Source organism: Sporomusa rhizae (assembly GCF_041428845.1).
In the GTDB taxonomy this organism is placed as follows: Bacteria; Bacillota; Negativicutes; order Sporomusales; family Sporomusaceae; genus Sporomusa; species Sporomusa rhizae.
Genome location: NZ_CP156925.1, coordinates 1,140,184 through 1,163,366 on the forward strand (window position 1 = coordinate 1,140,184; position 23,183 = coordinate 1,163,366).

Here is a 23,183-nt window from a genome sequence, read left to right on the forward strand (position 1 = left end):
CTGAACAGGAGACTGGATTATGAGAATGCTTGCGGTTAAACCACAAATCCATAAATTTGACAAATTCCGTGATTTTGCTGATTTTTTTGCGATAGGACCAGGTGATCTGGTATTAACCAATGAGTTTTTGTATACTCCGTTTATGAAAGAACTGGAACTTAGAGCTGATTTTATATTTCAGGAAAAATACGGTTTAGGCGAACCGTCTGACGAAATGATTGACGCCATTATAAAAGACATGGGAGAAAAAGAGTACCGGCGGATTGTGGCTGTCGGTGGCGGTACGGTTATCGACATAGCTAAATTGCTGGTTGTTGAAAATGCCAAACATGCTGTCGACTTATTTGAAAGAAGAATACCACTGGTTAAAGCACGGGAGCTTATCATCGTGCCGACTACCTGCGGCACAGGCAGCGAAGTAACCAATATATCCATTGCCGAGATCAAGTCCCGGCATACAAAGATGGGTCTGGCTGCTGACGAACTATACGCCGACTATGCAGTTTTGATACCGCAGCTAGTAGAAGGCTTGCCATACCAGTTTTTTGTGACAAGTTCCATTGATGCGCTCATCCATGCTTTGGAATCCTTGGTTTCCCCGAAATCCAATGCGTTTACCGAACTGTTTAGCAGTAAGGCCATCGAATTAATACTGAAAGGCTATCGCGCTATTAATGCTAAAGGCCCTGCGTACAGAACGGAAATATTAGAGGATTTTGTAATTGCCAGCAATTGGGCCGGCATCGCGTTTGCCAACACCGGTGTCGGGGCCGTCCATGCACTGTCATATCCGCTGGGGGGCAACTATCATGTCCCGCACGGTGAGGCAAATTATCAGTTTTTTATTGAAGTCTTTAAAGTATATAATCGCAAGAACCCCGGCGGAAAGATAAAGGAAGTCAATAAACTTTTAGCCGGCATACTGGAAATAGACGCTGCTGCGAATATATATGATGAGCTGGCAGCAGTACTTGATCAATTATTAGTGCGAAAGCCGCTCAGCGAGTACGGGATGAAGTCGGAAGAAGTCGAGTCATTTGCTGATAGTGTAGTGACAGGTCAACAGCGGCTATTGGTAAATAATTATGTTTCGCTAACCCGGGATGAAATTCGCGATATTTTCAAAGCGCTATTTTAATAAAAAAAGGGGTGTCCGTTATGTCAAAAGAATTAAACGCACTCGAAGTTGCCCAGCGGCAGTTGGATCTAGCCGCTTCCTATCTCAAGCTGGATCCGCGAATTCACAGTATACTGAAGGAGCCTAAACGTGTACTTGAGGTTGCTATTCCGGTGCGGATGGATGATGGAAGCATCAAGGTTTTCAAAGGCTACCGTTCACAGCATTGCGACGCTGCCGGTCCCACCAAAGGGGGGATTCGTTTCCATCAGGATGTCACCATAGAAGAAGTTAAAGCATTATCCATTTGGATGACCTTTAAATGCGGAGTAGTCGGGCTGCCCTACGGTGGCGGCAAAGGCGGCGTCATTTGTAATCCCCAGGAATTGTCGACAGATGAATTGGAACGGCTCAGCCGGGGCTATATTCGGGCAATAGCGCAGTTCGTCGGGGCAGACAAAGATATTCCGGCGCCGGATGTGAATACCAATCCGCAGATCATTGCCTGGATGAGTGATGAATACAACGCCATCAAAGGCCATAATGAACCAGGTATGATTACCGGAAAACCGGTCAGTATCGGCGGCTCACTGGGACGAACTGCCGCTACGGGCAGAGGTGTCGCAATCGCTACCCGCGAGGCGGCCTGCAAGATTGGCCTGGAAATGAAGAATGCCAAGGTGGTAGTACAGGGATACGGTAATGTTGGCAGCTATGCGGCCAAAAATCTGGCGGCAATGGGCTGCAGCGTGGTGGCTGTGAGTGATGTAAACGGTGGTATTGCGAATCCGGCAGGCATAAATCTGGCCGATCTTGATGCTCATGTAAAAGCCACCGGCAGTGTTGTCAACTTCCCTGGCTCCAGCGCTGTAAGTAACGCGGAATTGCTGGAGACGTCTTGTGATATCCTGGTACCATGCGCTTTGGAAAATCAAATAACAGTGGATAATGCCGATAAGATTCACTGTAAAATCGTAGCAGAAGGGGCAAATGGGCCAACTACGCCGGAAGCTGATAAAATCCTTAAATCCCGTGGTATTTTGCTCATTCCCGATATTTTGGCTAACGCCGGCGGTGTAACCGTTTCCTACTTTGAGTGGGTACAAAACCTTTCCAATTTCTACTGGACAGAGCGGGAAGTGAATGAACGTCTGGAGGAGATGATGGTCCGGGCGTTTGAAGAGGTATGGGCTATGTATCAGGCACATTCCGTGGATATGAGGCTGGCGGCTTACATGGTTTCCATTCATCGAATCGCAGAAGCGGCTAAAATTAAGGGCTGGGTTCCCAAAGTAAGCTAGTCACGAAGACGTGGAAGTAGCCGTTTAAAATTTTGCATCTGGAGTGAGATCTGTGAATTTAAAAACCAATGTCGCTTACTGCAAGGGCTGTGGCATATGTGTGGATTTTTGCCCCAAGCAAGTCCTCAAATTGGACGACTTGGGCAAAATCACTATAGCTCAGGAAGAAGAGTGCGTTCGTTGCGGCCAATGTGAGCTACGTTGTCCCGACTATGCGATCTTCGTGAATCAATAACTGTAATTTAGGAGGAACATAAATGGCAAAGGCAGTGTTAATGCAGGGTAACCATGCTTGTGCCGAAGGAGCGATAGCTGCGGGTGCCCGGTTTTTTGCCGGCTACCCTATCACCCCTTCGACCGAAGTGGCCGAACTGCTTGCGAAGAGGCTTCCCCAAGTGGGAGGTACTTTCATCCAGATGGAAGACGAAATTGCCGGCATGGCAGCCGTAATCGGCGGCTCGCTGGCCGGAGCCAAATCGCTTACCGCAACCAGCGGTCCCGGATTTTCACTTAAACAAGAACTTATTGGGTACGCCTCTATGGCTGAGATTCCCTGTGTTATCGTTAACGTCCAGCGTACCGGCCCCAGTACCGGACAGCCAACTTCACCGGCTCAGGGCGATGTAATGCAAACCAGGTGGGGTTCTCATGGTGATCGCGGGGTTATTGCCATCAGTCCATCCAGCGTTCCCGAATGCTTTCATCTAACAGTAGAAGCATTCAACCTTGCTGAAACCTATCGTACGCCGGTAGTTTTGCTGCTTGACGAAATCATCGGCCATATGCGGGAAAAAATCACAATCCCAGACGTAAGCGAGCTCACTGTTAAAAATCGTAAAAAACCGCTGGTTCCGCCGGCTGAATTTCTGCCGTTCAAACCCGATGCCGATGGGGTGCCGGCGATGCCGGCTTTCGGAGATGGCTACCGTTTTCATACTACCGGACTTATCCATGACTATACCGGGTTTCCGACAGGCAGTAACAGTGTGACGCAGGAAGTCATCAACAGACTGCATACTAAAATCACTACTCATGCTGATGATATTGTAAAATTTGAGGAAATAAATATGAGTGATGCTGAGGTGGCAATAGTCGCTTTCGGCGGCACTGCCCGCAGTGCCTACGCTGCGGTGGCAAGCGCCCGGGAGCAGGGTATCAGGGCCGGTCTGTTCCGTCCCATTACAATATGGCCGGCGCCGGAAAAGCAACTTGTGGCGTTAGCAGATAAGGTGAAACGGATCATTGTGGCTGAGATGAACTATGGTCAGTATATTAATGAAGTCCGGTGCATTATTGGCGGTAAGACGGAGGTTGTATCGCTTGCCAAATGGAATAACGACCCGATTACGCCGGATGAAATGCTTGACGCAATCAAAGCTGCCCGATAAAGGGAGGAAACATGATGGAAGAATTAATTCAAAAGTATTTTCGACCCAAATTGCCGCATATCTGGTGCCCGGGCTGCGGCAACGGTATTGTAACAGCTTGTGTTGTGAGAGCTATCGACAAGCTCAAGCTGGATCAGGACCAAACGGCAATTGTATCTGGTATCGGCTGTTCATCCCGGGCATCTGGCTATTTAAATTTTGATACCCTGCACACTGCCCATGGCCGGGCTATTCCGTTTGCCACCGGTGTCAAACTGGTCAAGCCGGCTCATAACGTGATCGTTCTTACCGGTGACGGTGATGCTACCGCTATCGGCGGCAATCACTTTATTCATGCCGCCCGGCGCAATATTAACCTCACCATAGTTGTATTCAACAATAATATTTACGGTATGACCGGCGGCCAGTACTCCCCGCTCACGCCGCATAACAGTTTTGCTACCACTGCGCCTTTCGGCAACGTCGACAGGCCCTTTGATCTTTGCGAACTGGCTAAAGGCGCCGGTGCTACCTTCGTGGCCCGGGCCACTACTTACCATGCTCCGCTGCTAACCGATCTTATTGCGCAAGCGATAGAGCATGAAGGCTTTGCGGTAGTGGAAGCTATTACAGCCTGTCCGATATCTTTTGGCCGGCAAAACAAGCTGGGCAGCCCGGCCAATATGATCAAATGGCAGCGCGATCATGCCGTTACGGTGGAGGCTATGAGCAAGATGAAACCGGAGCAGCTTGCGGGTAAATTTGCGATTGGCATTTTGCACCGGAGCGAAAGCCCGGAATACGGGGCTGAATATCAGAAGGTAATCCGACAGGCGATGGGAGAGTGACAGTACTATGTTGCAGTTTCGTTTAAGCGGTTCAGGCGGGCAAGGCCTGATTCTGGCCGGAATTATCCTGGCGGAAGCGGCTATCCGCGACGGTAAGGAAGCCGTCCAGTCCCAGTCCTACGGCCCTGAGGCCAGGGGCGGTTCCAGTAAGTCGGAAGTCATCATTAGTAAAACTTCGATTCATTATCCGAAAGTATCCTGTTTGGATTTTTTGCTGGCTATGACACAGGAAGCATTGATCAAGTACGGCGTTGATCTAAATGAAGACAGCCATCTGATTATCGACAGCACTTTTATCCAGGAAGTGCCTGCTGTATGCAAAGATGTCATAGCCGTACCCATTACTAAATTAGCTAAGGAAGAACTCGGACGTGATTTGTTCGCTAATATTATTGCGCTCGGAACGGTTGTTAAAGTAAGTCAGGCAGTTACTTTTGACGCGCTGGAGCAAGCTGTGTTAGCCCGTGTTCCCAAAGGAACCGAGGAAAGCAATCGCAAAGCTCTGGCGCTTGGTTACAACGCTTTGTAATCTCCTTAAAAACAGGATAGAATACTAAAATAATTGACCCAAGCGATAGGGTGGGGATTATTAAGCAATCTGCCCTTCCTGGCGATATTTGCCAGGTCTTACCCCGGCAGATTTCTGAGATAAAAGCAACCCTCCCTGTCTAGCTTAGGTTTTTTATTGTAAAAAAATATTATTTTTCTACTCAAATAAGACTCTCTTTGTTGAATACAAGGAGGGTTATTTATTATGTTGGCAAGCGGAGCAGGATGATTATGGCTGCGCAGGCAGGTCTGTTTTCTGGTAGTTTCCTAGTGTAGCAAGATTGACAATTTCTGCCTGACGTGCTATTATCAATATTGGTAGTAAAATTGAATACAATATGAGACAGGTGCCCGCAAGGGCTTAATAGGGAAGTCCGGTGTAATGCCGACGCGGTCCCGCCACTGTAATGGGGAGCGAGCTCAAGAAATTGCCACTGGGAGGTTTATCCTGGGAAGGTTTGGGGAAGCTGTGATCCAGAGCCAGGAGAACTGCCTGTTTGACAATCACCGTTTGACCTACGAGAGATGGGGAGGGGATTACAGACCAAAGTATGGTTGCTTATAGTGAGACATTGTATAGTAATGTCTTTTGTTAAAGTTGCGCATACTATGCTGTATTCGCTCCTGACGATAGTCGGGAGTTTTTATTTTGCATGGTTTTGTATTCTTCTCCCGATACTCTCGGGAGTTTTTTATTAGACAGCCGTTTTAGGGCCCGCGTCCCCAAGAACCGGGAAAAACAACCGCAAAGTCCTGGAAATGGTTACAATGCAGTAATTTATCTAATGCGCATAACGAAAGAGTATTAGTTTGAATGGATTAAAAGAGTCAGCAATCCTGCTCAAACTTAATATACTACCCCACAAGTGATGGGGAGGGGATTATGAAGCAATCTGACCTACCTGACCATTTATCCGATGACCAAGCTACTCTACGACTCTAAGTCTTTACCTGTTCCACCTGTGTCTGCAGGTTTAGGCTATAAGCGGGAGTTAAGAGAAGCTAAGTTCCTGATAAGGCTGGCTAAACTTCAGAGGGGATAAAACCCCGCCTGAAGCTAAGTCTCTTTTTACGTCGAGTACTCTGGAAAGATTTCTGAAATAATGCAACCCTCTCTGTCTAGCTCAGGGGGATTTTTATTTTGTAGTACTTTGTGGCAAGGTGAGTAGCTTACCAAGAATAGCAGAGTAAGAAATTTTTTCATAACATGAAACATTTCAAATCAGACATATTGATAAAATGATATATCATACTTGATCTACGAGCTATGGGGGAGTATTGGAGCAATCTACCCTGCCTGGCTATTTAAGCCGGGATTTTTAATTCGGTGGATTTCTTTTATAACATATAACCCTCTTGAGAGGAGTTGTACAAATGTGAAGAAAGCAGCAAAAAAAGCCTTTCTAATGGTGGGTTTAGGAATAGCCTATCAGGAAGCCCGCCAACTGCTTACTGATAGTGTTGGGGATAAGCTCCGGTCAGATTTTCCCAATTATGAAGTACGCCGGGCCTTTGCCTCCCGCACCCTGATTGAAAAACTGGCGGAATGCGACGGTATTCAGGTCGATAACGAAATACAGGCGTTAGAGCGGCTCAAAGAGGAAGGCTTTACCGAGATTATCGTGCAGCCTTTCCAGATCGCCGCAGGAGAAGAGTACGAAAGAATCAGAGATATTGTTCAATATTACACAGAACGGAACGGGTTTAGCAGGATTGAGACCCTCCCGTGTGTGACCGTCTGGGCCAAGCCGATAAATTCTATTACTCACTGATCTACAGCAATTTATCCAAGGAATGATTTGATACATTTCTCCATCCCGCGGTTGTGAGTGAGTAATAGTAAAGACTATAGCGGATTGACAAATTTTTCATAACATGCTAGCATTTAAGTCAAATATTCATATAATGATGACATAATACAATTTGAGGTAGGTGCCCGTAAGGGCTTAATAGGGAAGTCAGGTGTAACACCGACGCGGTCCCGCCACTGTAACAGGGAGCTAATCCAAGGAATACCACTGAGATGAAAATCTTGGGAAGGTTTGGATAAGTGATGATCTGAAGCCAGGAGAACTGCCTATCTGACAATCACCGCTTTTAACCCACGAGTGATGGGGAGGGGATTATTTAAGCAATCTTCCTTCCCGGCTATTTTTGCCGGGATTTTTAATTGAATTTGCTTTCAATAACCCCTTCGTAATAAATTCAAGGAGGGGTTTTTCTTATGGGTTAAAGATGGCGTTAATCTGATTATTGGCGCGTGTATTCTTCTTGAAACGGAAAAAATAAGGTCGTTCAGGCTACCGCTTGCTTTTTAATAGAAATAACCGGCTCCTTCGATATGATTAAATGGAGATGAAGCTATGTCGTTAGTAAACCTATCTAAAATATCATTTCGGCACTGTGTACTGTGTGGGGTTTTAGGATTGCTGCTTGTATTAACAGGCTGTGCCGGAAAAAACAGTGTAAGTCCGCCTCAAAGCGGGCTTACTGGTGGTTCCGGCAGTTATGAAATTGTCGACAGCACCGGCTATGTTCTGAAATTACCGCAAAAACCCCAAAAGATTGTATCCCTCTCCGTGAGTACGGATGAGATTCTTATGGCTTTGGTAGCGCCAGAGCGTATTGCGGCGTTGACTTATCTGGCAGAGGACAGCGGCATATCCAATATTACCGAGCGGGCTAAGACTATTCCTAAAAAAATACAGGCCAATGTTGAAAGTATTATTGCGCTGCAGCCGGATCTGGTGCTTATTCCGGATTGGCAGCAGGCTGCTTTTATTCAAACAGTAAGGGAGGCCGGTGTTCCGGTCTATGTTTATAAAACTCCTGGCACGATTGAGGAAGTTAAACAGTCGATTATGGTAATTGCCGGTGTTGTTGGTGAAGGTGAGGCGGGGAACCGTCTTGTCGCCGATATGGATAACGAGTTGGCACAAATTACCGGGAAGGTTCGGCAAATCCCTGAAAGCGACCGGCAGGTGGTAATCCGCCATACGCTAATGGGGGACAGCGGCGGTAAAGGCAGCACCTTTGAAGATATTTGCCGTTACGCCGGGGTAAATGACGGTGCGGCGCTGGCTGGGCTGGGCAGGAATGATGCTTTAACCAAGGAGCAGATTGTTAGTATTAACCCGGATATAATTTTGCTGTCGCTCTGGGATTATACCGGCAAAACCGATATGAAAAAATTTGGCGAGGATGTGCAGAACGATCCGGCCTTGCAGCAGGTAAAAGCCGTCAAAAGCAAAAAGTTGATTGGAGTGCCTGACAGTCACTTATCCTGCACTTCCCAGTACATCGTAAAAGGGGTACAGGATGTAGCCAAGGCGGCCTATCCGCAGTATTTTTAGAATTAATTTGCTCATGCAGCGAGAGCTATATTTTCCAAGTGTTACGCGTTATATAGAGACAGGCAGAAAAAGTAGTGGCGTTGGGGAAGAGGAGTGACATCATGGGACGCATCGTGTTTATGTCCAATATTGACCGTCAATTTGTCATGATGGAGAAAGCCAGAAACCAATTACTTGACGAGGGGAGACTGGCTGATAAAGATAGTGTCTTTTTTTTGAATGACGGCCTGGCCTGGGATATAGAGTGGCAAAAGAAACTAGCCGATAGTGATATTGTCCTCATTTCCTGGATGGGAATGGGACGTGATACGCGTTTTCTTAAAGAGGTAGTGGCATTTTTGCATAACAAAGAAATTACCCATGTCATGCTGGCAACGGAAATGCACCCGGAAGATGCAATGGGCGGGGTAACTCCGGCAGACAGAAGCACTATGCGCAACTACTTGTCATATAGCGGCATGGACAATTACCGCAATTTCTGGCTGTGGCTCAATAACCAATATTGCCGGCTGGCTTGTGAGTATGAGCTGCCGCGTCCGCTCTTGTGGAATGGTATTTTCCATCCTGGGGCTGACAAAATTTTTACAGATGGTAAAGAGTACCGGCAGCAGTTTTGCAAACCTCACCAGGGTACGGTTGGTATTATCTTTCCCCGGGATGAATGGATATGGTCAGATTTGACCTATCAGAGCAAGCTAATTGAGGCTATCGAAGCTAAGGGGCTTAATGTTATTGCCGCCTTTAGCCATTGGGCGCGTAATGCCGAGCTTAGCGCCCCTGGTGTTGATGATACGGTGAATGCCTTCTTTTATACCGACGGTGTGCCTGGTATCGATGTATTAATTAATACCTTTAAGTTTTCTTTAACGGTAGGTAAGCCTGTTGATAAAGGATTTCTTCAAAATCTGGGTGTACCGGTATTGCAGGCTTATGTGCTGCTCAGGTCGCGGCAAGCCTGGCAGGACAGCATTGAGGGATTAACGCCTATGGAAATCTCCTGCAGTATTTCCATGCCGGAATTTGACGGTGTCATTCACGCTGTTCCCATCGCCGGAAAAGAACAACAGATGGATGGTACAACAAAATATCAGACACTGCCGGAACGAATTAACAGGGTGGCCGCGAAAGCTGCCAAGTGGGTTACCTTACGTCGCAAAGCCAATAACGAGAAAAAAATTGCCATTATTTTTCATAATTATCCGCCTACTAACTCCCATATTGGCAATGCACAAGGCATGGACTCCCCGGAAAGTATCAGGCTGCTATTAGAACGGATGGCTGAAGAGGGCTACAAGGTAGATCATATTCCATCCGACAGCCGGACATTTATGGATAGTCTGCTGGCTGCAGCTACGAATGACCGCCGGTTTTTGTCAGAGGAAACAGTGGAAAAAGCACCCGGCAAAGTAACGGGAGAACAATACCGGCGGTGGTTTGACTTACTGGAGCCGGGAACACAAGCGCAGCTTATTAAGGATTGGGGCGAGCCGCCTGGTGATGTATTCAACTATGACGGAATTTTATTAGTTCCCGGCATGCTTAACGGCAATATTTTTATTACCGTACAGCCGCCGCGCGGTTTTGGTGAAGATCCCGGCAAGCTGTATCATTCACCGGACTGTGCCCCTACCCATCATTATTTGGCCTATTATCACTGGATTCGGGATATTTGGCAGGCTGACGCTGTTGTGCATGTTGGCACCCATGGCACGCTGGAGTGGCTGCCGGGTAAAGGTGCAGGCTTAGCCAATACCTGCTACCCGGATTTGGCCATTGGCGATTTGCCTAATATCTATCCGTTTCTTATTACCATTGTTGGTGAGGGGATTCAGGCCAAGCGGCGTGGAGCTGCCTGCCTGATCGGACATTTGCCGCCGCCTATGAGCCAGTCTGGAACCTATGACCAGCTGTCCGAGCTGGAAAAACTACTTGATGAATATTGTCATTTTGCGCAGAATCAGTCGGACAACATTGAGGTTGTTGTGGGCCTAATCAAAGAAAAGGTTATTGAGGCTAATCTTGCGGAAGATATGGGGCAAACAGAGGCCGAAAGCTTTGGCGACTATGCTGAGCGCCTGCACAGCTATATTACCGATATCAAAAATATGCAAATCAGGGTAGGACTGCATGTCCTCGGGTGTCCGCCGCAAGGCGATACACTGGTAGAATACATACTGGCCTTAACCCGTTTGGCTAACGGGGAAACGCCATCCCTCACAGAAACAATAGCCGCCATGCATGGTTATGATTATTACGAACTGCTTAATGAGAGTGGTAGACTGCTGCCTGACGGCAGCAAAACCCGCGGCGCATTAATTGATGAAATCGGAAGGCAGTGCCGGGAAGCCGTTGTCTTCCTGTATGACCATGATTTTACGCCGGAACAGGCTGATTTAATGGCCGAATTGCCATGGGCGGCAGGCGCCGGCTTAGAAATAAAGGCACAACTGAAGCGAATAGCAGGAGACATCTGCAATATCCTTATTCCTAATTTAATTAAGACGGAACAGGAAATTACCAATTTGTTGGCCGCATTAGAAGACAGGTTTGTTGAACCTGGCCCGGCAGGCGCACCGACCAGCGGTACGGCTGATATTTTGCCGACCGGCCGTAATTTCTACGGGGTTGACCCGCGTACCCTGCCGACGGAGGCTGCCTGGGAACTTGGCAAGACATTAGGCGATAGTGTTATTGAGCGTTATATTGCCGATGAGGGCCGTTATCCGGAGAATATCGGCATGATTTTCTGGAGCGGTTCTAATATGCGCAGTCATGGCCAATGTATTGCTGAATTCCTGTACTTGCTAGGTGTGCGTCCGGTATGGCAGCGGGGCAGCCGGCGGGTAGTTGACCTCGAAGTCATACCACTGTCAGAACTCAAGCGGCCGCGGATTGACGTAACGGCCCGTATTGGCGGTCTATTCCGCGACACCATGCCGATGGCGGTAAAATGGATGGACAGAGCCGTCAGTCTGGTAGCCAATCTGGAAGAAAGCAGTGAGGTTAATTATATCCATAAGCATGTGCTGGCCGATTCGGCGCTGCTAACAGAGCAGGGCCTAGAGGCACTGGCTGCCTGGGAACAGGCCTGCTACCGGGTGTTCGGCTGCCCGCCAGGCAGTTATGGAGCCGGTGTGAGTCATTTGCTGGAAGAAAAAAACTGGGAAACAATTGACGACTTAGCCAAGGTATATGTACGCTGGGGCGCACATGCCTATGGTGCTAAAACTAGCGGTACTTTTGTGCCGGAACTCTTTAGCCGCCGGCTGGCAAGCCTGGATGTTACTGTTAAAAATGAAGATAACCGGGAAGTACATATGCTCAATTCGGATGACTTTAACTCCTATCATGGCGGCATGATTGCTGCTGTACGCAGTCTAAAAGGTGAAGCGCCGCGTTCGTACTCAGGTGACAGTTCTAACCGGCAGCAGGTTAAGCTGCGGAGCTTGGAAGAGGAGTTTAAGCGTTTGTTTCGGGGCGAGACGATGAATCCCAAATATATCGAAGGCATGAAGCAACATGGTTACAAAGGCGCGTCCGATTTGGCCAGTGTGGTGGCGCATTGCTATGAATGGGATGCCACCAGTGCGGTGATGGAAGACTGGATGTACCAGGGGCTGGCCGAAAAATATGCCATAGACCAGGATATGCGGGAGTGGATGAAGGATGTTAATCCCTGGGCTTTGCAGCGGATTGCCGAGAAACTTTTAGAAGCCGAGCTGCGGGGCTTATGGAACGCGGACGAACAGACCAAGCAAGAATTGCAGCAAATCTATCTGGATATTGACGGTGAGTTGGAAGAACGGAGTGATCAATAAGCGTTATGTTGAAAATGTTGATATTAGGGTTAACCGGACAGTGCAATTTTGCCTGTAAGTATTGTTATGCCCATGAACATCCGGCAGAGATCATGGATACTTCCACTGCAATTGCTGCAGTGGATATGGCCGCAACGGACGGACAAGCCTTTGTATTGCAGTTTAGCGGCGGCGAACCGCTGTTAAACTTTCCGGTAATACAGGAAGTGATTCGCTATGTGCGGGAAACCGGTTTGCCGGCAATTATGCAATTGCAGACCAACGCCTCACTTCTGACCAGAGAGAGGGCGGCCGTCTTAAAAGCCGGTCAGGTAGGAATCGGGATTAGCCTTGACGGGCGGCCTGATGTCAATGACAGGCAGCGCTGCCTGCCGGATGGTCAGGGAACCTGCCGCCAGATTTTACACGGTGCGGGTCAATTGGCAATGCAGGGTATTGCTACAGGGATAACCTGTGTTGTTACCAATGAAAATGCCGGTAAACTGAGCGGCTTGGTAGAAATGGCTTATTACCTGGGAAATGTCCGGCGGATTGGCTTTGACCTGTTACGAGCCCAGGGACGGGGCAGCGAGATGACAGCGCCTTCATCAGAGGCTGTGTGGCAGGGAGTAGAAGCGGCTTTTCAGACGGCCGAACGCTTGACGAAGCAGACCGGTAAGCCAATGTTGTTTTCTCAGGTTGAGCGGGTGGATAGACTGGCTAATAAGCAGATGGCGGGTTTTTCTCATTGTTATGCTATGAACGGCGAGGCCGCGTTCGTTGACGCGCAAGGCCATTTGTACGCCTGCGCTTCGCTGGCCGGCAATCCGGATTTTTATCTGGGACATGTAAAAACAGGACTGGACAAAACCAGACAGGCACAAGTGGCGGCAGGGATTAAAGAAAAAATGAAGTTCTGCCTGCAGTGTCCTTCTTTTTCCTTGTGTGGCGGTGCGTGTTTTGCCCGGTGGTATGGGGCAGGCTGCCCCGGTCAGAGTTATGCCGCCGAATGTGCGTTAAAACAGGTAGCGATAGAATGGTACCAACAACATCAGGGACAGGAGAGAAAAAAAGCGTATGAGAGTTGCGTTACTGCATGTAGATGTTAGCGGCGGACCGGAAAGCAAAAATTTGGCGATTTTAACCAACGGCGTAAGGCTGGCAGCAGAAGCGGGAGCCAAGTGGATTGTTACGCCGGAGACAGCCGTACAAGGGTATTTTTTTGCCTGTGAGCGTGAGCACAAACCGGTTGTAATACCGGTGCAGCCATCTCCGGCGGTTGAACCTTTTCAACGACTGGCAGCCAATTGCCGGGTAACAGTATTTCTGTGCTGTGCCGAGCAGGACGCGGTGACAGGCAAGTATTATAATAGCTGCCTGGTGCTTGGTCCTGACGGCAATATCCTTGGCCGTCACCGGAAAAAACAGGCGCATTCGGGTGTGTCTGAAGGCTGGGCTGCTAAGGGAGAACACCTGGAGCCGGTAAAATGCGGCGAAAAGACGGCAGGTATATTAATTTGTGCCGATTCCTGGTATCAAGAAAACGCCGTAGCCTTGGCCCAAAAGGGCGCAGAGCTTATCGTTGTTCCTGCGGCCTGGCCGCCAAACGGCTGTGGCGGACCGCCGGAAAACGCCTGGAAAAGGGCTTCGGCTGCCAGCGGCCGGGCGCTGTGGGTATGTAATCAGACCGGCAAGCAGGAACGCCTGGACTTTACTCATGCGCAAAGTGCGGTGGTTATCGGCGGGGAAATGCGGCTGGAATATGCAGGGGAGCCTGCCGTACTCCTTTTTGATTGGGATTTTAAAGAGCAGAATACCGTATCAAGTGAATTTACTATCTTGGCATTATAAAGAAGGTGGTAGTTTTGAATCTTTGGATTCAAGGGAGGGAGCAAGCTTTGAAATTATGCACCTTATCAACAGGGGATTCTGTTTACCGGTATTATAAAAGTATTGTTATTCCGTTTGAGCAGCCGCGCAAAGTCAGCAGCACCGCTGTTGTCAATGGCGGCTACCGGGAGGATTTGACGGCTGTATTTAACAATGATTGCAATCCGGGAGCTGGTATGGCCTGCATCATGCGTGCTCCGATTTACCAGGAGCATATGAAGCTTATCACTGAGGAAATCGGGCTTGATCCGGCGAAAACTGCCGGGATGGGAACGGCGGCTTCCATGGAGAATGTGGCGATCCATACGCAAACTTATGAAAATCTAACAGTTACGGCTATTGTTACCGGTGGGGTTGAGGTCAACGGCGGCCGGGTCGGTGATCCGGCCGATTATTTTCAGCCTATTGATAAAAGTTCAATAGAGAAGCCCGGCACGATCAATATTATTCTGGTTATTGATGCTGATTTGCCGCCAGGTATTCTGAACCGGGCTATGGTCACTTGCACTGAGGCTAAAACGGCTGCTTTGCAGGAGCTTATGGCCGGCAGCAATTATTCGACAGGCTTGGCTACCGGTTCCGGCACCGATCAGACGATTGTTATTGCCAATCCGGCGTCACCGCTGTATTTTGAGAGTGCGGGCAAGCATTCTAAACTGGGGGAATTGATTGGCCGGGCGGTATTGCCGGCAGTCAAGGAGGCTTTACATAAACAGACAGGACTGTCACCAGACCAGCAGCACAGCATGCTTCGTCGCTTTAAACGGTATGGAATCAAGGAGGAGACACTGTGGCAGGCCTATGCCGCCAATACTGACAAAGCGGTAATAAAGCCGAAATTTATGGATGCGTTATATCAGAGTGACAGAGATAATTTTTTGGTGACATATGCGGCGTTATATGTACATCTTCTGGATGAAATGCAATGGGAACTGTTGTCTGGAAAGGAAGTGCAGCAGGCCGGCAATGAGCTGCTTGCCGCTGCCGCCGCTAAATATGGGGTTAAAGCACCGGAAATTATAGGCACCGGTCTGGAGGATTATCTGCAAGCCTGGAAGGTCTTACTACTGGGAATTACCGGAGAAAAGTGCACTATGTTAAAAAAGTAACAAAAATATCTTTACAAAAGGACATTGTGTTGCTAAAATTTACTATGACAGGCAGATTATGAAAATTTGCCGGTATGACAAGAAGTCATATTATGATTAATAGGTAAAACAACCCCAAAACTATATAATAAAAGAATGTGGTATGAAACCATTCGGGACAAAAAACGTCCCGGGTTTTATACCACTTTTTTTATTCTGTAGAATAGTTTTCTTGCATGTCAATTATTGAAAAACACATTTAGGAGGAGAACATGAAGAAGAAATTTTTAGCACTGTGCCTGATAGTTACTTTTGTATTTACCTTGGTTGGCTGTGGAAAAAGCGCTACTACGGGCACTTCGGCCAAAGACAGTGTTGTTATTACCATGGATGTTGAATCAGAGCCTGCCGCTGGATTTGATCCTATTATGGGCTGGGCTGCCGGCGAGCACACCCATGATCCTCTGATCCAAAGCACCTTGTTGGTTACAAAAGATGATATTACGATCGGCTATGATCTGGCAAAAGAATATACTATTTCGCCGGACGGGCTTACTTGGACTTTTAAAATTCGTCCTGATGTGAAATTTACCGATAGTGTTCCCCTTACCGCGAAAGACGTTGCTTTTACCTATAATAATGCCATGAAGCAGGCGACCGAGACAGATTTGTCCATGTTAAAATCGGTAGAAGCTATTGATGACACCACCGCCGTTTTTCATTTGAATACTCCGTATTCTGCTTTTGCCTATACAGCCGCCGTTGTAGGTATTGTTCCCGAACATGCCTATAATGCCGCGACCTATGGTAAAAACCCGATTGGTTCCGGCCGGTATATCTTAAAACAATGGGATAAAGGCCAGCAGGTAATACTGGAAGCTAACCCCAATTACTATGGCGAACAGCCAAAGATTAAGAAAGTTACCGTTGTGTTTATGTCGGAGGATGCCTCCTATGCTGCAGCTAAAGGCGGTCAGGTCGATGTGGCCTACACAGCGCCCTCTTATACAGTTAACCCTATCAAAGGATATAATATCCTCTCTTTTAATACTGAAGATATTCGCGGTCTGAATCTCCCCTGTATTCCTGCAGGTAATACCACACCTGCCAAGAAAAATGGAGAAACCTATCCTGCCGGTAATAATGTTACCGCAAATCTTGCCGTTCGCCAGGCAATTGCCTGTGCCGTTGACCGGGAAGCGTTAGTAAAGAATGTGCTGAATGGCTATGGTTCGGTGGCCTATAGTGACTGCGTGAATGAGCCTTGGGAAAATGAGGCCATGAAAGTAGCATATGATCCGGCAAAAGCAAAAGCAATTATGGAAGCCGACGGCTGGAAATTAAATGCGGACGGCATCTATGAAAAGCAAGGGGTAAAAGCAGAATTTGACCTCCTCTATATTTCTTCCAATTCCGCCCGCACAGGTATTGCTATGGCGGTAAAAGAAATGTTAAAACAAGTCGGGATCAAAGTAAATCCGGTGGGTTCAAGCTGGGATAAAATTGCTACTCAGGCTTATGCCACGCCGCATGTATTTGGCGCCGGTTCCCACTCGCCTACGGGCATCCGAAGCCATTATTATACAGGTAAGAACTATGCTTCTTATTCCAATGAAACGGTGGATAAACACATTAAAGAAGCGTTGGCCGCCACCTCGGTGGATGGGTCTTATCAATATTGGAAACAAGCGCAATGGGACGGTATTGCCGGTGTCACACCGCAGGCTGATTCACCCTGGGTCTGGCTGGTAGAAGTCAAACACGTATATTTTGCTAAAGAAAATCTGAATGTTATTGACAAAAAGATTCATCCTCATGGTTATGGCTGGACAATTGTGAACAATGTCCACCAGTGGTCTTGGAAGTAACAGTATAAATAGCAGAGATCTGTACTGTTCTCCTGTAGAAAAGTATAACTTTCGCCTGGATAAGGGCAACATCGGCTTCCGCTTTCGCCAAAGGCTCGGCGCAAGCCGTGTTTTCTTTATATGGTACAGAGAAAATTATTTTCTCTGTACCATAGGCCTATTCTGTTAAAAATGAGGTATTCTTTATGAACATAAGAAAATATTCCGGCATTTATCGATACATCGGAAAAAGCATAGTTAAAATGATTTCACTGTTAATTGCCGTGAGTATCCTTTCTTTCATTCTGGTTTCATTATCGCCGGTGGATCCGATTCGGGCCTACATTGGAGAAGTAGGTTTGGCCAATATGAGTGCGGAAAATTTGGCCAAGCTGGAAGCCTATTTTGGGTTGAATACACCGCCATTGGAGAGATATTTGAACTGGTTTACCGATTTTATCCGGGGAAATATGGGATCATCCCTGATTTACCGGCAGCCTGTGGCTAGCGTCATTGGTGTCAAATTTATGAATTCCATGGTACTGATGGCCACAGCGTGGATTTTTTCAGGTATTTTGGGCTTTACATTTGGCATTGCTGCCGGTTTATATCGTGGTCAATGGATCGATAAGGTAATCAAGGGCTATTCATTACTTATTGCCAGTACGCCAACCTTTTGGCTGGCACTTGTTTTGTTAATGATTTTTTCCGTCTGGCTGCAAATTTTACCCATCGGATTGAGTGTGCCTATCGGCGTAAATGCAGCAGAGGTATCCATTTTTGACAGTATAAAGCATTTGCTGTTGCCTGCGTTGACTTTGAGCGTAATCGGGGTTGCCAACATTACGCTGCATACCAGGGAAAAGATGATTGACATCATGGAGGAAGAGTACATTCTATTTGCCAAAGCACGGGGAAAAAGCAGGTTTTCGATTATCAGGCATCATGCTCTTCGCAATATTATGCTTCCGGCCATAACCTTGCAGTTTGCCTCCATCAGCGAAATATTTGGCGGCTCTGTTCTGGTAGAACAGGTTTTTTCTTATCCGGGATTGGGCAAGGCCGCAGTTTCTGCCGGCTTAGGTGGAGATGCTCCATTGCTCTTAGGTATTGCGGTGATTAGTGCTGCCCTGGTGTTTACCGGTAATTTGATTGCCAATCTTTTATATGGAGTAATTGATCCTAGAATAAGGCGGGGAAGCGTACATGGATAATACGATGCCTGTTACCGTTTTACAGAAACACCAACGAAAACGTTTTAACCAACGAAGCCAGACGATTGCTTATTTAACTTTTTCTATTGGTTTTTTACTGGTTATTGCAGTTATTGGCACCCTGGTGGGTGAGATGGCGATAACAACGAATTTTACTCAAAAAAATTTACTGCCGAATGCAGCTCATCCTTTTGGTACGGATTGGCTGGGGCGCGATATGCTTTTCCGTACACTGAAAGGTTTGTCCATCAGTATTTTTATCGGGCTTTTTGCTTCGGTTATCAGTGCAATAATTGCGGCAATTCTGGGGTCGGCGGCCGCCACACTGGGGAAAAAAGTGGATGCTGTCATTACTTGGCTGGTTGACTTAGTCATGGGGATTCCCCACCTTTTACTGCTTATTCTTATTTCTTATGCCCTTGGCCGAGGCACCTTAGGTGTCACTGTCGCTGTTGCCATAAGCCACTGGCCGGTATTGACCAGGGTGATTCGGGGCGAAATTCTCCAATTGAGGGAAGAGAATTATGTGAAAATAGCCGGCAAGCTGGGGCAGAGTAAATGTAAAATTGCAATAAAACACATGCTTCCCCATGTCTTTCCTCAATTCCTGGTTGGTTTGGTACTTCTTTTTCCTCATGCAATCCTGCATGAAGCTGCGCTGACATTTTTAGGCTTTGGTCTTCCGCCAGAGCAGCCGGGTATTGGCATAATCCTGTCGGAAAGTATGAAATATTTGTCTATGGGTATGTGGTGGTTAGCGATTTTTCCCGGGCTGGCGCTGCTGTTTACCGTGCAGCTCTTTGATTTGGTCGGGGGAAGCCTGCGTAAGTTAATTGATCCTCACAGCGCTCAGGAGTAAGGAGGCAGAATTGTGTCTTGCATCAATAATAAACACATTTTACAAATAAACAACCTGTCAATTTCTTTTACCCAGTATGAGCAGGGCCTGCGGCAAATTGATTTACAGGTCATTCGTAATTTGAATGTATCGGTACACGAGGGGGAACTTGTGGCCGTGGTAGGATCCAGCGGGTCGGGTAAAAGTCTGTTAGCCCACGCTATTTTAGGAATTTTGCCACCCAATTGCAATGCCTCGGGAAACATTTTTTTTGAGGATGAATTACTGGACAACGCCCGCATCCAGGAGCTGCGGGGCAAAAAAATCGTTTTGGTTCCGCAAAGTGTGAACTATCTTGATCCGCTGGAGAAAATTGGTGAACAGGTACGGAAAGAGTGCAAAGAAGAGAGTGTGCGTAGAAGGCAAGAGGAACTTTTTTCCTATTATAACTTGCAGAAAAACACCGCCGATCTGTATCCCTTTGAACTGTCAGGCGGTATGGCGCGGCGGGTTCTTCTTTCCACTGCGATGATGGAGAATCCGCGTTTAATCATTGCGGATGAACCTACGCCCGGCCTTCATTTGGAAGCCGCTAAAAATGCCATGCGCCATTTTCGTGAATTTGCCGATAAAGGCAACGGCGTGCTCCTTATTACTCATGATATTGAATTGGCGTTGGAAGTAGCCGACAGAATTGCTGTTTTTTATGCCGGCACGACTGTTGAAGAAGCACCGGTAGCGGACTTTCAATCGATGGATACACTTCGCCATCCTTATACAAAGGCATTATGGCGGGCTTTGCCCCAAAACGGATTTCAGCCCTTTCCCGGGAATCAGCCCTATGTGAAAGATATGCCTAAGGGTTGTTCTTTTGGGCCTAGGTGCCTACAATTTACACCGGAATGCGAAGGCGATATCCCGGAACAGGTGATACGCTGTGGCACTGTTCGCTGTATTCATGCTGAGTGAGGAGCGGGTAATGATGATGTTAGAGGCAAAAGATATATCATTTGGGTATAAACAAGGGGTAACGATTCTGAAGAATTTCCAGCTTACTATGGGTAATCATGAGCGGGTGGGTATTGTGGCTCCAAGTGGTTTTGGCAAAACTACACTGTGCCAGATTTTATCCGGTTATATACAACCGAAACAGGGGCAAGTACTGTTAGACGGTCAGGACATTCATAAAATGAAGGGCTATTGTCCTGTTCAGATGATTTGGCAGCATCCGGAAAAATCTGTAAATCCTCGTTTGCGAATGAAGGATACGATTGCGGAAGGGGACGAGATTGAGGACCGGATTATGGATGAATTAGGGATTGAGCGCGATTGGTTTAACCGGTTTCCCGGGGAGTTATCCGGCGGTGAGGTGCAGCGGTTTTGTATTGCCAGGGCGTTGGGGAAGCGGACGAAGTTTCTTATCGCCGACGAAATCAGCACGATGCTTGATCTTATCACCCAAAGCCAGATATGGAGTTTTCTACTGAAAGAAGTAGAAAAGAGAAGCATCGGCCTTATTGCCGTAACCCACAGCAACGCCTTGATGAAGCACATTGCCACCCGGCAAGTGATAATGGACAGCAATTATGTTATAAAATATGAAAAAAATCATATTGCTGCTGCTACAATGTAGCAATATTTATATGGACAAACTCCTTATGCCGTTGTTGTCAGTGCTTCGACATATCATGATTTAATTGATTATTATCGCCAGTGAAATTCAGGCATTCGCCCTATAAAAATTGTTCAACTAAGTGTTACAATCCAAAAGCTGGGTTCCTAAGAACCCAGCTTTTAGTGTAATTTTAGCTGAACATGTAAAATTTAACATATATTCGCAAAGGAACAGGCTATTTTTGCCATGGAAATTGTATATAAGGATGTAAAGTAAAGATTTTATGTTGTGTACTTAATTTTTTAGATTGTCCTAACCACTCGGGGATCACAATACAATGAATAGGTAGCATTAAATGTTTAGACACATTTTCTACCAAAGCGATACCTTTTTGAATATGTTCTTCAGTTGTGTCCCTGCCTAAATTTGTGTTACTGATTAGACTAGATATTTTAAGGCCGCATGCATTTTCAATCCGATGATATACTTCCAATACACCCGAAATCGTACTGGTAAAAGGCCTTAACGCATTTATGACAAGCATAGCCTGATACGGGTTAGTTGTAATTTTTTCAAAAAATTGCCCCAGCACAATGGCAGAATCTCTCCCCCCAACATCCATTAACACTCTATAATCATTCTGATAAAGAACTCTGTTTAAATCATGCGGAAGTACCGGCAGTTCGGCATTTGTTAACCTTTGATCCGCGGCTACAACATCTACACCTCGCTGCTCCAATAAGCTCCTTTGCTCACGGCTATGGAAGTAAGGCTTTACAATGTCCATATCAACAAGCGCTGTATTATAGCCTAGCTTCTTTATTTGTATCGCATAATTAATTGCAAGCTCAGTCTTCCCACTTCCATACTCTCCAAGAAATATTTTTAATTTCGGACCACTATTATAAAAGATACTCTTATCTCTCATATCTTCCACTCAACTTCACCACCTTATCTAACCATTGAGATAGCAGGGAAACAGCCTATAATCATATTTTCCCTTGCCGATAAAACAAAATTATCTCACAGCAGCTCAATAAGATTGCAACATTTAATAGTTACTGGAGTTTTTACTATCACATACAAACTGCACGCCGCGCATAACTGCTTGCATATTAGGTTCAACCACTTCCGGTTTTTTTGCAAAGTTTTTAGCAAGTGTGTTTCTAACTTCTTCAAGGGGAACCATATTAGTTGCTCCGATTAACGCACCTAGTGCAACCATATTCGCATACCGTGCGTTGCCGGCTTCCAGAGCAAGCTCGTTTAGAGGAACGTAATAAGCGTTTACATCATCCCGTGTAGTAGAAACTCCAGTAAGAGATTTATTTATTATTACTACTCCGCCGGCTTGAACCGTTGGCTCGAATTTTTCAAGCGAAGGCTGATTCATCGCAACCAAAACAGTTGGTTTTGATACAACCGGGGACGCTATTTCTTCGTCAGAAACAATTACCGAACATGATGCCGTCCCGCCACGCATTTCAGGACCATAAGCAGGCATCCAGGATACCTGCTTATCTGCCAGCATTCCCGCATATGTTACCAGACGTCCAATTAATAATACTCCCTGACCACCGAAGCCAGCACAAATTATTTCATGTGTCATTATTGCTTTCCCTCCGAATCCTTATAAACTCCCAGAGGGTAGTACGGCATCATGCTTTCTTCAACAAATTTATTCGATTTTACCGGGCTCAGCCCCCAGTTAGTCGGACAAGTAGACAAAACTTCCACAAATGTAAATCCTTCACCTCGAATTTGTCTTGAAAAGGCTTCCTTGATTGCCGCTTTGGCTTTGTTAACGTTTGCCGGAGTGTTTACCGCAACCCGTGCGATATATTTTGGTGCTTCCAGAGTGGCCAACAGTTCCGATACCCTCATAGGCTTGCCAGCTAACTCTTTTTTTCGTCCGTAAGGTGAAGTTGCTGTAACTTGACCTTCAAGTGTCGTAGGTGCCATCTGCCCACCTGTCATTCCATAAATAGCATTATTAATAAATATTGCGGTAAAATTTTCGCCACGCATGGCAGCATGCACGATTTCTGCGCAGCCAATGGCTGCCAGATCACCGTCCCCCTGATAGGTAAACACCACAGAATCAGGCTTTGTCCGTTTAACTGCGGTAGCCACGGCCGGTGCTCGCCCGTGAGCAGCTTGGATGGCGTCAACATTAAAATAGTTATGGGCAAGAACAGAGCAACCCACCGGATCAACCAGTATTGTCTTTTCAAGTACATTTAGTTCTTCAATTACTTCCGCAATCAGCCTGTGAATAATGCCGTGATGACAGCCTGGACAATAATGAGTCGGTGTATCTTTAAGACCTTCAGTAATTGCAAACAGTTTTTCCTGCATC

20 protein-coding genes and 2 riboswitches are annotated in these 23,183 nt (G+C 46.9%); of the genes, 17 read left to right on the forward strand and 3 right to left on the reverse strand.

Features of this window, described 5'->3' with window-relative positions:
* The first annotated feature begins 19 nt into the window (after positions 1–19).
* The 17 genes from SRRS_RS05200 to SRRS_RS05280 all read left to right on the forward strand — a co-directional run bounded on the left by SRRS_RS05200 (position 20) and on the right by SRRS_RS05280 (position 20,842).
* Positions 20–1,138 carry a 4-hydroxybutyrate dehydrogenase gene (locus tag SRRS_RS05200; RefSeq protein ID WP_371366854.1) on the forward strand — a complete coding sequence of 373 codons (1,119 nt, stop codon included), beginning with the start codon at positions 20–22 and terminating at the stop codon, positions 1,136–1,138.
* 20 nt (positions 1,139–1,158) lie between these two features.
* Complete coding sequence (locus tag SRRS_RS05205) at positions 1,159–2,418, forward strand: Glu/Leu/Phe/Val dehydrogenase (protein ID WP_371366856.1); 1,260 nt, start codon at positions 1,159–1,161, stop codon at positions 2,416–2,418.
* A gap of 43 nt (positions 2,419–2,461) precedes the next feature.
* Entirely contained in the window at positions 2,462–2,653 is a 192-nt protein-coding gene (locus SRRS_RS05210) for a 4Fe-4S binding protein (protein ID WP_371366858.1), read from the forward strand.
* Positions 2,654–2,675: 22 nt separating this feature from the next.
* Positions 2,676–3,806 carry a 2-oxoacid:acceptor oxidoreductase subunit alpha gene (locus SRRS_RS05215; protein WP_371366860.1) on the forward strand — a complete coding sequence of 377 codons (1,131 nt, stop codon included), beginning with the start codon at positions 2,676–2,678 and terminating at the stop codon, positions 3,804–3,806.
* 14 nt (positions 3,807–3,820) lie between these two features.
* Positions 3,821–4,633, forward strand: a complete 813-nt coding sequence (locus SRRS_RS05220; RefSeq protein WP_371369719.1) for a 2-oxoacid:ferredoxin oxidoreductase subunit beta — start codon at positions 3,821–3,823, stop codon at positions 4,631–4,633.
* Between the two features lie 7 nt (positions 4,634–4,640).
* Positions 4,641–5,162, forward strand: coding sequence for a 2-oxoacid:acceptor oxidoreductase family protein (locus tag SRRS_RS05225; RefSeq protein ID WP_371366861.1), 522 nt, complete (start codon positions 4,641–4,643; stop codon positions 5,160–5,162).
* Between the two features lie 348 nt (positions 5,163–5,510).
* Positions 5,511–5,694, forward strand: a riboswitch (cobalamin riboswitch).
* An 864-nt stretch (positions 5,695–6,558) separates the two neighbouring features.
* On the forward strand, positions 6,559–6,954 hold the full coding sequence (locus tag SRRS_RS05230; RefSeq protein ID WP_371366863.1) for a sirohydrochlorin cobaltochelatase: 396 nt from the start codon (positions 6,559–6,561) through the stop codon (positions 6,952–6,954).
* Between the two features lie 141 nt (positions 6,955–7,095).
* Positions 7,096–7,278, forward strand: a riboswitch (cobalamin riboswitch).
* A gap of 267 nt (positions 7,279–7,545) precedes the next feature.
* Positions 7,546–8,535, forward strand: coding sequence for an ABC transporter substrate-binding protein (locus SRRS_RS05235; protein ID WP_371366865.1), 990 nt, complete (start codon positions 7,546–7,548; stop codon positions 8,533–8,535).
* 101 nt (positions 8,536–8,636) lie between these two features.
* Positions 8,637–12,353 carry a cobaltochelatase subunit CobN gene (gene cobN / locus SRRS_RS05240; protein WP_371366866.1) on the forward strand — a complete coding sequence of 1,239 codons (3,717 nt, stop codon included), beginning with the start codon at positions 8,637–8,639 and terminating at the stop codon, positions 12,351–12,353.
* Between the two features lie 5 nt (positions 12,354–12,358).
* Positions 12,359–13,441 (forward strand): radical SAM protein, encoded by a 1,083-nt coding sequence (locus tag SRRS_RS05245; RefSeq protein WP_371366868.1) that lies wholly within the window; start codon positions 12,359–12,361, stop codon positions 13,439–13,441.
* Positions 13,410–14,183, forward strand: a complete 774-nt coding sequence (locus tag SRRS_RS05250) for a carbon-nitrogen hydrolase family protein (protein ID WP_371366870.1) — start codon at positions 13,410–13,412, stop codon at positions 14,181–14,183. Before SRRS_RS05245 ends, SRRS_RS05250 begins: the two co-directional genes overlap by 32 nt.
* Before the next feature lie 47 nt (positions 14,184–14,230).
* Positions 14,231–15,331: an adenosylcobinamide amidohydrolase gene (locus tag SRRS_RS05255; protein WP_371366872.1), complete on the forward strand. Its 1,101-nt coding sequence runs from the start codon at positions 14,231–14,233 to the stop codon at positions 15,329–15,331.
* Positions 15,332–15,582: 251 nt separating this feature from the next.
* The gene (locus SRRS_RS05260) at positions 15,583–17,178 is read left to right on the forward strand and encodes an ABC transporter substrate-binding protein (protein ID WP_371366873.1); all 1,596 of its coding nucleotides are present in this window, start codon (positions 15,583–15,585) and stop codon (positions 17,176–17,178) included.
* 185 nt (positions 17,179–17,363) lie between these two features.
* Positions 17,364–18,371, forward strand: a complete 1,008-nt coding sequence (locus SRRS_RS05265; RefSeq protein ID WP_371366875.1) for an ABC transporter permease — start codon at positions 17,364–17,366, stop codon at positions 18,369–18,371.
* Positions 18,364–19,230 (forward strand): ABC transporter permease, encoded by an 867-nt coding sequence (locus SRRS_RS05270; protein WP_371366877.1) that lies wholly within the window; start codon positions 18,364–18,366, stop codon positions 19,228–19,230. Before SRRS_RS05265 ends, SRRS_RS05270 begins: the two co-directional genes overlap by 8 nt.
* A 12-nt stretch (positions 19,231–19,242) precedes the next feature.
* Complete coding sequence (locus tag SRRS_RS05275; RefSeq protein WP_371366879.1) at positions 19,243–20,178, forward strand: ABC transporter ATP-binding protein; 936 nt, start codon at positions 19,243–19,245, stop codon at positions 20,176–20,178.
* Positions 20,179–20,188: 10 nt separating this feature from the next.
* Positions 20,189–20,842 carry an ABC transporter ATP-binding protein gene (locus SRRS_RS05280; protein WP_371366881.1) on the forward strand — a complete coding sequence of 218 codons (654 nt, stop codon included), beginning with the start codon at positions 20,189–20,191 and terminating at the stop codon, positions 20,840–20,842.
* A 217-nt stretch (positions 20,843–21,059) separates the two neighbouring features.
* Here SRRS_RS05280 and SRRS_RS05285 read toward each other — a convergent pair whose 3' ends face one another.
* From SRRS_RS05285 to SRRS_RS05295, 3 genes are all read right to left on the reverse strand, one after another.
* Positions 21,060–21,752, reverse strand: coding sequence for a hypothetical protein (locus tag SRRS_RS05285; RefSeq protein WP_371369721.1), 693 nt, complete (start codon positions 21,750–21,752; stop codon positions 21,060–21,062).
* A gap of 123 nt (positions 21,753–21,875) precedes the next feature.
* Entirely contained in the window at positions 21,876–22,433 is a 558-nt protein-coding gene (locus SRRS_RS05290) for a 2-oxoacid:acceptor oxidoreductase family protein (protein ID WP_371366883.1), read from the reverse strand.
* Positions 22,433–23,182, reverse strand: a complete 750-nt coding sequence (locus SRRS_RS05295; RefSeq protein WP_371366885.1) for a thiamine pyrophosphate-dependent enzyme — start codon at positions 23,180–23,182, stop codon at positions 22,433–22,435. Before SRRS_RS05295 ends, SRRS_RS05290 begins: the two co-directional genes overlap by 1 nt.
* Position 23,183 lies beyond the last annotated feature (1 nt).